Source organism: Metasolibacillus meyeri (assembly GCF_003049505.1).
GTDB lineage: Bacteria > Bacillota > Bacilli > Bacillales_A > Planococcaceae > Metasolibacillus > Metasolibacillus meyeri.
In genome coordinates this window covers 1-12,179 of sequence record NZ_PYWN01000014.1, presented here as the reverse complement: position 1 = coordinate 12,179, position 12,179 = coordinate 1, and the positions used below count along the sequence as shown (strand labels likewise).

24 protein-coding genes and 1 tRNA gene are annotated in these 12,179 nt (G+C 36.5%); 7 read left to right on the top strand and 18 right to left on the bottom strand.

The window, feature by feature from the left end:
• Nucleotides 1-50 precede the first annotated feature (50 nt).
• From C9J34_RS02050 to C9J34_RS01990, 14 genes are all read right to left on the bottom strand, one after another.
• Nucleotides 51-449: a hypothetical protein gene (locus C9J34_RS02050; protein WP_107838191.1), complete on the bottom strand. Its 399-nt coding sequence runs from the start codon at nt 447-449 to the stop codon at nt 51-53.
• Nucleotides 450-475: 26 nt separating this feature from the next.
• A complete protein-coding gene (locus C9J34_RS02045) occupies nt 476-802 on the bottom strand; it encodes a hypothetical protein (protein ID WP_107838190.1) in 327 nt (108 codons plus the stop codon).
• 9 nt (nt 803-811) lie between these two features.
• A complete protein-coding gene (locus C9J34_RS02040; RefSeq protein WP_107838189.1) occupies nt 812-1,036 on the bottom strand; it encodes a hypothetical protein in 225 nt (74 codons plus the stop codon).
• Nucleotides 1,037-1,041: 5 nt separating this feature from the next.
• Nucleotides 1,042-1,353 (bottom strand): hypothetical protein, encoded by a 312-nt coding sequence (locus tag C9J34_RS02035; RefSeq protein ID WP_107838188.1) that lies wholly within the window; start codon nt 1,351-1,353, stop codon nt 1,042-1,044.
• A gap of 21 nt (nt 1,354-1,374) precedes the next feature.
• Nucleotides 1,375-1,941, bottom strand: a complete 567-nt coding sequence (locus C9J34_RS02030) for a Holliday junction resolvase RecU (protein ID WP_107838187.1) — start codon at nt 1,939-1,941, stop codon at nt 1,375-1,377.
• A 62-nt stretch (nt 1,942-2,003) separates the two neighbouring features.
• Nucleotides 2,004-2,975 carry a ParB/RepB/Spo0J family partition protein gene (locus C9J34_RS02025; RefSeq protein ID WP_193768858.1) on the bottom strand — a complete coding sequence of 324 codons (972 nt, stop codon included), beginning with the start codon at nt 2,973-2,975 and terminating at the stop codon, nt 2,004-2,006.
• 26 nt (nt 2,976-3,001) lie between these two features.
• Complete coding sequence (locus tag C9J34_RS02020; RefSeq protein WP_107838185.1) at nt 3,002-3,760, bottom strand: ParA family protein; 759 nt, start codon at nt 3,758-3,760, stop codon at nt 3,002-3,004.
• Nucleotides 3,757-4,656 (bottom strand): rolling circle replication-associated protein, encoded by a 900-nt coding sequence (locus C9J34_RS02015; protein ID WP_107838184.1) that lies wholly within the window; start codon nt 4,654-4,656, stop codon nt 3,757-3,759. Before C9J34_RS02015 ends, C9J34_RS02020 begins: the two co-directional genes overlap by 4 nt.
• 216 nt (nt 4,657-4,872) lie before the next feature.
• On the bottom strand, nt 4,873-5,034 hold the full coding sequence (locus C9J34_RS21770; RefSeq protein ID WP_193768857.1) for a DUF6906 family protein: 162 nt from the start codon (nt 5,032-5,034) through the stop codon (nt 4,873-4,875).
• Between the two features lie 113 nt (nt 5,035-5,147).
• Entirely contained in the window at nt 5,148-5,327 is a 180-nt protein-coding gene (locus C9J34_RS02010) for a hypothetical protein (RefSeq protein ID WP_107838183.1), read from the bottom strand.
• A 172-nt stretch (nt 5,328-5,499) separates the two neighbouring features.
• The gene (locus C9J34_RS02005; protein WP_107838182.1) at nt 5,500-5,778 is read right to left on the bottom strand and encodes a hypothetical protein; all 279 of its coding nucleotides are present in this window, start codon (nt 5,776-5,778) and stop codon (nt 5,500-5,502) included.
• A complete protein-coding gene (locus C9J34_RS21765; protein ID WP_193768856.1) occupies nt 5,771-5,914 on the bottom strand; it encodes a hypothetical protein in 144 nt (47 codons plus the stop codon). Before C9J34_RS21765 ends, C9J34_RS02005 begins: the two co-directional genes overlap by 8 nt.
• A 250-nt stretch (nt 5,915-6,164) precedes the next feature.
• Nucleotides 6,165-6,521 (bottom strand): hypothetical protein, encoded by a 357-nt coding sequence (locus C9J34_RS01995; RefSeq protein ID WP_107838180.1) that lies wholly within the window; start codon nt 6,519-6,521, stop codon nt 6,165-6,167.
• A 20-nt stretch (nt 6,522-6,541) separates the two neighbouring features.
• Complete coding sequence (locus C9J34_RS01990) at nt 6,542-6,865, bottom strand: DUF771 domain-containing protein (RefSeq protein ID WP_107838179.1); 324 nt, start codon at nt 6,863-6,865, stop codon at nt 6,542-6,544.
• A 117-nt stretch (nt 6,866-6,982) separates the two neighbouring features.
• On the opposite strand from C9J34_RS01990, the gene C9J34_RS01985 reads away from it, so the two are divergent.
• The gene (locus C9J34_RS01985) at nt 6,983-7,492 is read left to right on the top strand and encodes a hypothetical protein (protein WP_107838178.1); all 510 of its coding nucleotides are present in this window, start codon (nt 6,983-6,985) and stop codon (nt 7,490-7,492) included.
• A 3-nt stretch (nt 7,493-7,495) separates the two neighbouring features.
• Here C9J34_RS01985 and C9J34_RS01980 read toward each other — a convergent pair whose 3' ends face one another.
• Nucleotides 7,496-7,732 carry a hypothetical protein gene (locus tag C9J34_RS01980; protein WP_107838177.1) on the bottom strand — a complete coding sequence of 79 codons (237 nt, stop codon included), beginning with the start codon at nt 7,730-7,732 and terminating at the stop codon, nt 7,496-7,498.
• A 261-nt stretch (nt 7,733-7,993) separates the two neighbouring features.
• Here C9J34_RS01980 and C9J34_RS01975 point away from each other — a divergent pair, with 261 nt between their 5' ends.
• Nucleotides 7,994-8,428, top strand: coding sequence for an HIRAN domain-containing protein (locus C9J34_RS01975; protein ID WP_107838176.1), 435 nt, complete (start codon nt 7,994-7,996; stop codon nt 8,426-8,428).
• 167 nt (nt 8,429-8,595) lie between these two features.
• Here C9J34_RS01975 and C9J34_RS21760 read toward each other — a convergent pair whose 3' ends face one another.
• Nucleotides 8,596-8,772 (bottom strand): hypothetical protein, encoded by a 177-nt coding sequence (locus tag C9J34_RS21760; protein ID WP_193768855.1) that lies wholly within the window; start codon nt 8,770-8,772, stop codon nt 8,596-8,598.
• Nucleotides 8,773-8,897: 125 nt separating this feature from the next.
• Here C9J34_RS21760 and C9J34_RS01970 point away from each other — a divergent pair, with 125 nt between their 5' ends.
• Entirely contained in the window at nt 8,898-9,104 is a 207-nt protein-coding gene (locus C9J34_RS01970) for a hypothetical protein (protein WP_107838175.1), read from the top strand.
• A 235-nt stretch (nt 9,105-9,339) separates the two neighbouring features.
• Here C9J34_RS01970 and C9J34_RS01965 read toward each other — a convergent pair whose 3' ends face one another.
• Nucleotides 9,340-9,549 (bottom strand): hypothetical protein, encoded by a 210-nt coding sequence (locus C9J34_RS01965; protein WP_107838174.1) that lies wholly within the window; start codon nt 9,547-9,549, stop codon nt 9,340-9,342.
• Between the two features lie 144 nt (nt 9,550-9,693).
• Between C9J34_RS01965 and C9J34_RS01960 the strand changes: the two genes are divergently transcribed.
• The 4 genes from C9J34_RS01960 to C9J34_RS01945 all read left to right on the top strand — a co-directional run bounded on the left by C9J34_RS01960 (nt 9,694) and on the right by C9J34_RS01945 (nt 11,886).
• Complete coding sequence (locus tag C9J34_RS01960; protein ID WP_107838173.1) at nt 9,694-10,188, top strand: helix-turn-helix domain-containing protein; 495 nt, start codon at nt 9,694-9,696, stop codon at nt 10,186-10,188.
• Nucleotides 10,189-10,201: 13 nt separating this feature from the next.
• Complete coding sequence (locus C9J34_RS01955) at nt 10,202-10,462, top strand: hypothetical protein (protein ID WP_107838172.1); 261 nt, start codon at nt 10,202-10,204, stop codon at nt 10,460-10,462.
• The gene (locus C9J34_RS01950; protein WP_107838171.1) at nt 10,440-10,691 is read left to right on the top strand and encodes a type II toxin-antitoxin system RelE family toxin; all 252 of its coding nucleotides are present in this window, start codon (nt 10,440-10,442) and stop codon (nt 10,689-10,691) included. Before C9J34_RS01955 ends, C9J34_RS01950 begins: the two co-directional genes overlap by 23 nt.
• 91 nt (nt 10,692-10,782) lie before the next feature.
• Nucleotides 10,783-11,886, top strand: coding sequence for a tyrosine-type recombinase/integrase (locus C9J34_RS01945; protein ID WP_107838170.1), 1,104 nt, complete (start codon nt 10,783-10,785; stop codon nt 11,884-11,886).
• Between the two features lie 146 nt (nt 11,887-12,032).
• Here C9J34_RS01945 and C9J34_RS01940 read toward each other — a convergent pair.
• Nucleotides 12,033-12,114, bottom strand: a tRNA-Leu gene (locus tag C9J34_RS01940).
• Between the last annotated feature and the right edge of the window lie 65 nt (nt 12,115-12,179).

The window sequence follows — 12,179 nt, the reverse complement described above, 5'->3', positions numbered from 1 at the left end:
ATCAGCAGTTATTTTCATTTCCACTATCTCTTTTTACTCCATGTAATGGTTCAATTACTCAATAATTTTTTGTCGCTATAAATATCGCCTATAATTCTTGACCTAAAATGTACATTGCCGATAAAGTTTTCATCACCAGCGAAAAATGCGCCTTGATGGAAAATAACGGCTTCATTCCATCCATCATCATTTTCAACATCATCATAAATACGTACAATATGTCCTGCACATATTTCATTACCGTCCATGTCTGTATAACAACTGAAGGGCATAAGCTTAAATTGATTCCCTTTTGCCGTTTCAACAAGTTCACCAAAACCGTGTTCGAATGCCACCCCATTAAATGTGATTTGTTTGTTTTTAAAATCAATCCATTCAACATCAACAATCTTTCCACCACTTAAATGTGATGGATCTATTATCTTTGCTCGTAACTTTATATTGTCCATACATACACCTCAAATATTTCTTATATTTAAAACGGCAATGACGCCTCTATCTCTTCACATTCTTTTCTACAAAAGACCATCAACTTTCCACTAGTCGAATCTAGCTCCTTATCACATAAATAGCATCTATCTTTTTTTGCCACACTATCTTTAAGACATCCATAATAAATAGTGACAACATTTTTATTAATTTCATCGTTACAAGTATGATGCAAAAGAAAACGTATCGGCTTATCATCCTCTTTTGCTGTAACAGCTACCGCCTGTTCTCCTTTTCCAACTTTATTTGTACACGCAAAACATTCATGCTCTTTTCGCGTAATTACTAACTTGCGATTTTTTATGTCAATCATTTTATCCCCTCACAAATTTCTATTAATGAATTCGTAGCAATCATCCAATGTTCGGAACCCCTCTTCGAATTCCACATTTTTCGATACAATGAAAAACTTCTCGTTGCGATCTATTTGTAAATCGCGTATATATATTTGTTGATTTATTTGCAGTTCCGTTAATCGCTTATATACATAATCATGACTTTGTAAATTTACATCACACTCAAAAATATTTAACTGGACAACCGACATAGCACTCACCCTTTCCGCGCTACTTTACGCTGCCGTTCATTAAATGCTATTTTATCTGCATTATGCGGAAAGCTTTGTGTGTATGGATGCATCGTTTCTGTTTGCTCTACAACAATTGGCGCTTTATCAATCAATTCAAGGCGCGTGAATCGAACTACTGTATAATCACCCTCTACAACTCCATCTAATTCAACCAAAGCGGAATTGTCATAAGTTTTACGCACTGTCCCATATTGCCAAACTCCTGTTTTAGCGTGTTGCCATCGCACCAAATTATCTAAGCCGATATTTGTTTTAGTCGCTTTCTTTCTTGCCATTTCATAACCTCTTTTCTACATTTAGATTTCATTTTTGATTAAGTAATTTTTAGTTCCAACCCATTCATTCTCCAGTATTTTTAAATAATTTATTGCATACCCATTTTCCGAACCTATACGAGCGCAACTTTCTCTGAAAAAATCTAATTTAATAGATTTAGTCCCTCGTCCTATTTTTTGTTCTTCGTAAAACGCTGCTAATTGCCAAAATTTTAATAAATATACTTCTGGTTCGTTCTTACCTTCAATCCAAAATGCAACAATCAAGAAAGACGCTGCCCCTTGTTGATACCACGATCTCAACTTTTGATATTGTTTAGGTGTTATATTTTTAAGCGGCAGTTTAGTATCATGTATTTCTTTTGCGTCAAATATTATCGCCTTGCCTGCGCTAACACCTACATAGTCAACCCACTTCGGTGTATCTAAATGCCCTGTTACTTTATTCTTTTCGACTTTTAGTATTTTTACAGGTTCAGGTACTTTGTCTACATCTGCTTTACCGCCATTACGATACATATTGTTTGTCCCGTCTATAAGATTTTCTAAAGTCTTTCCTCGGTTTGCATGACTTCTGCTATATGCCATTTGTTATAATAGCCCCTTTCCATAAGCGGCTCACGATTGCATGAGCCGCGCATTATTGGCGTTTACTTAATCTTTTTTATGCTCATTATTAAATAATCTTCTGGAATACCGTTCGTGCCGCCTATTTCTATATAAGTAATTCTCGCTTCCACGAATTTCCCAGTGTATAGAATTTCTTTGTCATCAAACTCGTTTATTTTCAGCTTGTCCCCCACTTTATAACTTTGATTACCAAAGCCCCATAAGAACGTTTTTAGTCCTGCTTTTACGGCTTCAAACTGCGCTGGATAGCTGTCCATTTCGTGTGTCATGCTTTTTTCCGTTTGTTCTGATTCAATGCGCTTCTCCTTAGCAATTGAAGGTGTTAGCGCTTTTCCCTCTTTGTACTCTTGTACTACTTCTTGCTGCTTCTCTTCTGGCAATCGTGATAGTTCATATGCAGTGGTGATATTAATGTTTTCAGCTTTAAACTCTTCCTTTAAAGCAGGCGTTAATTTTTTATTGATGCTGTCCATATGCTGTATCTGTGAGGATGATACACCCAGCCATTCCGCCACTATTTCACGTTTTCGCCCTTTGATTGGATAGCCGCTTTTTCTCATTTCTGTTAGTAATTCTTGTAGCCTTGTGGATTGATATGTTTTTTCATAGTCAGTTAGCTCTCTTGCTGTTGCATTTGCTAATATTAGTTCTAACTCTGCTTGTAAATCATCAAGGGGAACAGATACCTTACAAGGCACTTTCCCGAACTGTTTATTCCCTTCTGTAAACAGCTCTTGCATTGCCTTTAAGCGTCTATGTCCACTTATAACTTCAAAATCTCCGCCGTCTGTTTTGCGTACCACTAAATTTTGTTGTAGCCCTTGTAACTCAATACTAGCTTTCAGCTCCGTCACATCATTTACGGTATAAGCGTTCATTTTAGATGGCTTCAACCGCCCAATATCAATATGCTCAATCTTAAATGTCGCACCATCTTTTCTAGCCGCATCCTTTGACTTGTCATTCATTAGTTGATTTATATTAAATGCCATGTTCATCCCTCCTAAAGTGCTATTAACTAGCACATTTGTAAGTATTCATTCACCAACTTTTTATAGTCCGCTCCCGCCGTAGAAGCTCTGTAGTCTAATAGTGGTCGTCCAGCAAATGTTGTTTCGTCCACTTTTACAGTTTTTCTTATCGCTGTTTTAAACAGTGGATAAGGTGTTGATAACTCTAAATATTCCGCCCCTTGTGCATTGACTTTGTTTCGTTGGTACATAGTCACGAAGCAGCCTTTTAATGCGATGGCGCTATTAAACTCTTTTACATCCTCTATTTGCTTCGTTAATTGTTCCAGCCCATCAAACGCAAATCGGTCTACCTTGATAGGCACTAATACGTCATCAGATGCGACAAGGGCATTTATTACCGACATGTTAATGTCTGGGGCATTATCAATAATGCAGTAATCATACTCGCCCTTTAATGGCTCTAATGCTTTACGTAGTCTTGTTTGTTGTGGTCTTGATACATCTAGTAATATTTCTTTATTCGCATAGAGTAAGCTCATGTTTGCAGGAATCACATCTAGCCCCTCATAAGCCGTTTCTTTTATAACATCTACAGCATTTAAGCCGCGCTCCGTTAGTAATTCCGCAAGGCTCTTTTCATCCTCGTTGTGTAAATCAAAAAATTTAGTAGTGTTTCCCTGCTTGTCATTATCAATAAGCAGCACCTTTTTTCCATGCTCTTTAACTAATACATGACCAAAATTGATAGCAGATACTGTTTTAGCCACGCCGCCTTTCAAATTTATAACGCTGATTATCTTCATATATCTAATCTCCTTTTATTTTTTATTGGGTTATCAACCTTTTGCATGTATACATGAATGTACGCACCGCTTGCGTATTCCGAAAAAGACACATCCATTTTTTCAAACTGATAATTCTTATACAGTTTTTCAAACTCTTCTTGTGCGCTTATCTCTTCTGTTGCGATTTTAGCTGCGCGTCTGCGTGTTATCTTCGTTTCAGAAAATGTCACTCTTGGTGTATCTAAATTTCGGCTTGGTGTATAGCCTTTTCTTGTTTTTTCACCTTTTTCTTTCACGAGATAATAGCCTAGCTCCGTAAATCCCATTCCATTTTTTTCTTTTAATCTTTTTGAGTTAGCAAACCCCTTTTTCCATAACTTTTCCGCTATCTCTCTGTCTGGAAAATTCGTCACCATATGGCTATGCGCTCGCACTTTTTCGCCATCCTTTGTATGTTCAATTGAATAAATATATTTCAACTCAAAATCCACGTACTCCACTTGCTTCTTTAACCAATTTTTCATACGTCTTATTAGGTTTGTCATATCCTTTTTCGACTGTTCAAAATCTGCTGGTAAGTGTCCGTCCTCATACGTGTAAGTCATGTATAAATCATCTACACGAAAATTTACGTTGATTAGTCTTGCTACATGTTTCTGTCGATTTTTCATATTCAAGCGTTCTTGTACCTTTGTGCTGTTCTTGTCCCTTTTAATACGCTTATCTTTCTGCGGAATCTTATAGTACGGGTATGTTTCTACTTCCAACACCGAACCACTATAAATACTTTTTGTTCGATATCCTGCGATTACTTTATCTAGTAATCTAGCTTCATGCATTTCTGTAAGTTCCGATTCGCCAAACGCTTCCTCATATGCCGCTAGTACATGTTTCATTTGCTTCTTTTTCTTCATAGCTACCCTCTCCTGATAACACAATCTATCACTTTCACCTGTTAATTTATGGATGGTCGTAAACCTAATACTCCATACAAGCCGTAATTGACTATGCACCAAAAAAGCTGATATACTAGCTGTGAGATGTTTGGCAATAGTCAAATAACGCCGCACTTAGAGGTACGGCTAATAAATTCCCTTAGTAGCTAATCACTGCGAATGATTAGCTACTTTTTATTTTGCTGGCGCTGGTATTTCTCTTGTGCGCCCAGACACTCGATGTACAATGATCCAATTGTTCAGCATCTTTTTGCTTAACAACCAATTTTTAGGATTTAAACGACAGTTTTTTATGTGCTCACTTTCATTACGCGTTAGCTTTTTACCGTTTTTCATGGTTACATTGCTCCTTTCTTTTTTTGATGGACTTGTCCCATCAAGCAGCCTAAAAGTGAGGGGGATGCACGCTAACCAATGTGCCGCTTTTAAGCTGCTGGACAGGGGCGAGATTAACTCGCACCGTCTTTATATAAAGTTATTTCATTAGCATTAAATAGAGCGTCAGAGTTCTTTAATTTATATAAGCTTGGTCTTCCGATTTCAGATGTATATATATCCTCTACCTCACCTAGTCGCTGTTTATCAAAAACTTGTACCATTACTTTGCTACCGATTTTTATTTCATCCATACAATTCAACTTCCTTTATGTTATAATTTCATTAGTTTTTGTTTTCTTTTTTTGTTTCTTTTGGCTGTTTAATCGTTGGAGCGATTAAGCGGCTCTTTTTTGGCTTATTTGGCTTAAAAAATATAAGCAACGTAAGCGTTGTTTCAGTGTCATGCGTTCCCAAGCCCTTTTCTTAATTCGCATCATTTAACGCTCCCTTCGATGGTCTAGCGCCAATCTTAACTATTTTCCCCTCCTGGCGTAACTGTTCAACTGTTGCATATAACCTTTCACGACGTTCCGCTTTCTGTTTTTCTTCTAGTCTTTTAATCTTCTGCGCACTCTTTTTCAACTTCAACGCACATTCCTCCACTAAATGGTAATCGTCTTGCACAGTGTGTAGATTAATTGCCGTTATTAAATCCTTACAACAAGCCTTTTCCTTACGAATTTCAATCTCTCTCTTATTCATTTAATCCTCTCCCAATCGCTATGCTTTCTAGCATTTTATAGCCGCGCATTATTATTTTTTTTCGTTGAAAGTCTACTAAGATCAGATTTCTTAGAATTCTTGCATATGCTTGTTGTTCATCGTTCAACTTATACATTTGCATCCTCCTATTAGTGTTGGAATTTGATAGTATGTTTCAATGTAAAAAGGCTTTTTTCCAATCAAATGAATTTCCACTGTATGTTGCTCTTTCCCATCGCGATATATGTCTATATGCACCTCTCCTTTTCGCATTGTTCTGATAAATTTGTACACATTGCCCTCATATACAATTTGTTCATAAGGTACGGTGTATTGTTCATATAGTGTTGCAAAAGTCGGGAAAATGTTTCCAAGCCACATTGCCTTCACATTGATGCACCCCTCTCTTTTTCATAACAAGCTGCAAATTTTAAACCTTCCATATATGCAGTTAAATGAATATATTCGTTATTTGTGTCTACCTCAACATCTTCAAAATTTAGCGATGTAAAGATATTTTCATGTAGAAACACAACGCAATAACCTCTGTTATCTCTTACAGACAATATCCCTAGTTCTTTTGCTCGGATTGATAATTGTTCGCGCTGTTTTATAGCTTCTTCTAAATTCATATCAAATTGCGCAAATATATGAACCGTTAGGGAGTTTTCAAGTTGTTTATGCATTTCCTTAGCTTCAACAACAAATGCTTTGATTTCTTCAATTTTTTTTGCGTTTAACATTTCGCTTTTCCTCCCCACCTTTATTTGCCGCTATATATCTTGCTGAAATTTTTATCAAGAAACTTGGACATTTCCACTGCTGCAAAAGACCATTGTTCCGATTTACTTTTTGGATAGTAAACAAATCCGCCATTGTCGGAATCTAGCTCTTTTCTAAACTTGGCTGGATATAATATTTTGTCTTGAATCCACTCACGTTTCTTTTTCACTTTTTTCTCCAAGTCTTGCATTGTCCAATACTCGCCACTTAGAGACTGTTCTTTTAGCTCGTCATACTGAACCTTGCTGACTAACACATAGTCAGCAGGCACAGGTACAGCTATTTCTACTAATAGTTGTTGCATAATCTCTCTCCTTTCAAACTGTTCTCGCGTTAGGCTCGGTATAAGCCAAGTGTTAAAAACTCAATCGCAGCACTTTAGATAATTTGGTATAATTCACCTAGAAAGGAGGTGAATTCGATGTATACAATTCAACAACTACAAGCGGCTGATTATTTGTTAAAACTCATTACCCAAGATAAAGAAACAGCCTTTTTTAAAAAGAATCTTAAACTAGTGGTTTTTACTATGAATAACTATTGGTATGGCGATTTTATTACACTAACAGGTAATAAACCCTCACAATCATTTATTAATGGTAGCGGAGTAATTGAAATTGTTAGCTTTTATTCATCAGGAAATACCGCTGAACCATTTTTCAAAAAAATATATGATGTATACCTAAATAAATCGAAAAGTGATGTTTTCCGTTACAATCCATTTTCTCGAATGGAACATAACTCATTAGATTTACTCTTCCAGATGTTAATGAAAATGGTTTATACAGCAAAAATATCAGACGATTCACCTATATCCCCCTATTTATTGAATGCCTATTCTTTAGACGGTAAGTTACGATTACCATTTTTAAATATGCCTTCGCAAGATATTAAAGCGGTTTCCCTCTTTGAAGCACCTGTTCAAGATTAACCATTACAGCTTTAATCGTTCAGAACGATAATCTAAATCTAACCGAACAAATCCCAACATGGCGTATGCATCTGTGTACGTCATGTCTTCTTCTTTAAACATCTCAATAATTTTATTTGAAAGCTCCTGCACTTTTTCGTAATCGCATTGTTTCCAAAATAATGTTCCATACTCCCCTTCTAAATTTTTCACTTTCGGCGGAAACTCCTTTATTAGCCATTCTTTTGGTGACATATTCATTCTCTCACCTCCTTTCAAAATTAAATTAACAATAGTTGCTGCATTCACAACTCTCCTTTCATAATCAAATTGACGTTGCAACCGTCTTATCTGCTATAAGAATGAATAGTTATACCGTCATTGGCTCGGTATCACAGCGCTTTATTTATTAAAAACTCAATCGCTGGCACTAGATACTAAAGTAGTGCCAACTGTTCAATTTTTAAAATTACAGCATTCTAGTTATTTGGTATAATTCACCTAGAAAGTGAGGTGATAAATATGTTGAAAATCTTGAAATCATTATTTAGTTCCGACAAGAAACCTAGTCAAAATTATCGTGAACATATTGATAATGAGCATTTCAGACAATACACTGTAAGTATCGCGGGAATTACTTTTCAAAATTCCGATGAATCTTCAAGAACGCAAATTGCTTCTCGATGTCGTTATGGTCAAGAATTAATACTTACTAGAGAACCAGAAAACCCTCATGATAGTAACGCGGTTAAGATTATGACCCTTAATAATCAGCAACTCGGTTATCTTGATAGAAAAGAAGCTAAAGATATGCAAGCTACCCTGAAAGGAACATCTAAAATGTTCGGTCATGCTGAAGTGTTTTTTGTTGAATTTGGTACATTTGAAAACGATGAGAAAAAGCCCATGCCCTACTGCACTGTCGCTATTCGGAAACATTACAAAAGCCAGTCATAAGGGAATCAAATCGACACCGTAAGCAAAATCGTCAAGAAATCGCTTTGAGGTTAGCTACACTACACCATTTGCAAAAATTATCTTTTTTATGAATCATACAGTTACATGACCTACACTTCATGTAGCTGTGCTTTTTTATTAGATAAATTGGCTGTTTTGATAGCCGTTTAAGCCGTTTCATCCTGCGCCTCTTTCTCCCCACAGCCCACGACTTGCATAGTAATGATTGCCCCTTTAATCAATGTTGAAAATTCACGTTGCTGTTCAGATGTCAACATTTTTAAATAGATGCTCACTTGCTCAACCGCTTCTTTTTCTTCAACTGCATAAATTCGGTCACCCATTCTTCTCACCCCTTTCAATTCGATTGACGTTGCAACCGTCAAATTTGATATAAAAACCAATAATTCCATATTTGTCATTCATTATTTTTGGTATAATTCACCTATAGAAAGTGAGGTGAACACAAATGAAAAAATACACAATCCCTACATGTAAAAATTGTAACTCTGGCGAATTGGTAATCATTCCGGATAATTTCGGTCTTGTTAATTGGGGACTTACTCCAAAAAAAGTAGTCCAAATTAACACAAAAAATATTTTTCCTGTAAGTGTTTTCGCATGTGAAAATTGCGGTTATGTTGAATTGAAACTACTTGCTGAAATAGGGGAATAGTTTGCACTGTTCGCCACTCTTGATTAATTTACATGAGTATTTTTTAACGGTTTGCCGATTTTGTATCCCTTGTGCAAAATCGGCTTTTTGATTGCTTACCTTTGCCATTCCTTCACCCCTTCTCCTTCCCTCTACGGCTTATTTCTTGTCCATTCACCGCGCTCCTTTGATGGAGTTGAGTTCTTAAAAACTCAATCGGAAGCACCCACCACCGTACATGCTTCCTGTTCAGTTTTTAATTCCCTTTTAGATTCTTCAAACAATCTCGCCATTCAATAATTTCCTTGAAGTCGATGTACATTTTCAATGCCACTTCCACAAGTTCTTTCGGGTACTCCGTTACGGCTATTGCTCCTTCAACGCCATCGTGATAAGCAAGTTCGCCAACTGCTATCATTTCTTCTAATTGTGCTTGTGTCATTTCAACTTTTTTCTCATTTGTCATTTTTCGTTTCCGCCTTTCGATTCCAATAAGTTGCTTATGAATACATAATAATACACATATATAACTTAGTCAACTAATTTTCAACAAAAAAGTTTTCATACACAACTATAATGTGCTATATTATGTATGAAAGGAGGGAAATAGATGAATAGCAATGAGCGAATTAAGGAATTACGAAAGGCATTATCTTTAAATCAAGAGGTTTTCGGAGAGCGTATTGGTCTAACGAAATCTAGTGTTTCAAATATCGAGAAAGGTCTTCGTAATGTCACCGAACAACATATTAGACTTCTCGTTAATGCTTTCAACATCAATGAAAGTTGGCTACGTGACGGCGAAGGCGAGATGTTTATCGAGCCTGCTACGTTTTCACTTGATGAATATGCACAAAAAAGCCAGCTCACTGAATTAGAGCTGGACATTATTAAAAGCTATATGGACCTAAACAAAGATGTACGGGAAGCATTGCTCGCAACCGCGCAACAGCTTTTTGCCAAACACGCTGAAACGGCTGCTACGGTGGAAGAATCAATTGAGGCAGAAGTCGAAAAAGAACTCGCTATTATGCGACAAGAGCTATTAGAAGAGAAAAAAGCCCAAATGTTATCAGCTTCACCAGAGCAAAAAAAATCAGGATGAGGAGGGAAAATCGATGGCAATGAATGAAGAGCGTTTAGTGGAGTTGTTCCGTAAACTACCAGAACAAGACCAGCATTCCATGATTGATTTCGCCGAATATTTAAACGCTAAAAAAACAAAACAATTACAAGAGTTTTACGCAAATCTCCCTGTAGATGATGAACCTTTAAGTAATGAAGAAATACGTCAAATCCAAGAAACGGATAAGGAACCCATGCTATTAGATGATTTTGCTAAGGAGATGGGGTGGAATGTTGAAAATCCTCCTAGATAAACAACCAAGGAAATTTTTGCAAAAGCAAGAAAAGTCAGTACAACTGCGGATTTACAACGCACTACAGGGCTTAAAAGAAATTCCGCCTGTTGGCGATATACGAAAAATGCAAGGTAGGCAAGATAGTTACCGCCTTAGAGTAGGAACATACCGTGCTATTTATACGATTGATTATGTCAGTGAAACAGTCCACATTTTAACTATAGATAATCGCGGAAGTATTTACTAATTTGTTAGCGCTAATAAATTAATTAAATAGAGAGAGCAGGCTCATTTGTCTTGCTCTTTTCTTTCAAAAATAAACAAGAAGGAGGCTATGAATGGCTAGTTTCAATAAACGCGGTAAATCATGGCAATATTGTTTTTATTACAAAAAGAAGCAATATCGTAAAAGTGGTTTTGCTACTAAAAAGGCAGCACAAATTGCAGCCGCAGAAGACGAAGCAAATCTTCGTAAAGGGGAAAAATTACTCAAAGAGAGTGTTATTTTTGTTGAATATTTCGAAGAATGGTATAAACGTTACAAAGAAGGCATCGTAACCGATAGCACTTTAACGCACTATGAATATACGTTAAGGGCAATTAAAGAATATTTTGCGGATACGTTGATGAAAGATATTACTAGGCATAATTATCAGGATTTTTTAAATTCCTATGGGGCTACAAAGTCACGTGAAACAGTCGAAAAAGTGCATTCACATATAAAATCCTGTGTGTATGATGCTGTTGAGGAAGGTATTATTAAAATTGAGTTTACTCGCAAAGCGATAATGACAGGTGCTATTCCAGCGAAAAAAGACAGCGAGAAACATTTAAACTATGCTGAAAGTGAAATGTTATTGAAAGAGCTTTATAAACGGTTGGAGCGTGGTCTTGGTTATTATTTGCTATTACTCGGTTTAACGTCTGGTTTACGTTTTGGAGAACTTGTTGGATTGACACGTCCAGATTTTGACTTTAAAAATAACATTATCAATATAGATAAAACATGGGGCTATCTCCAAAAAATGCACAAAGGTTTTGGACCAACAAAAAACCCTCAATCAATACGTAAAATTAAAATTGATGCTAAAACTATGGCAGCGTTTGAAAGTTTGTTTGAGCGTATGCCAACCAACATCCATCAGCTAGTTTTTTATAGTATGCAATCAAAATACAAAGTTATTTCCAATGGTACTGCAAATAAGTTATTACGTAATACGTTACATGATTTAGGAATCAAAACAACAATGAGTGTACATGGCTTACGTCATACACATGCTAGTATTTCTCTTTATAAAAAGTCGTCCATTTATTATGTATCTGAAAGGTTAGGGCATGGAGATATACAAACTACAATGCGTGATTACGCTCATGTCATTAAGGAGTTGCGAGAAGAAGATGAAAAAAATACAATCGGCATTTTCGAAAAAATGGCTCTATAGCTTGTGCATAATATGTGCACAAAATTTTCAGAACGCACCAAAACGAGTTGGAATACAAAAAATAAAAAAAGCCGCTTAAATGTTGCTGTAACAACACTTAGCGACTAATTGTAGCGAACAAGACTTGACGAATCTGAACGCTGTTATACCAGTAGTCGGGGTCGAACCGACACTCCGTAAGGAACGCGATTTTGAGTCGCGCGCGTCTGCCAATTCCGCCATACTGGCAAGGCAAAAAATTTGGAGCGGAAGACGAGGTTCGAACTCGCGACCCCCACCTTGGCAAGGTGGTG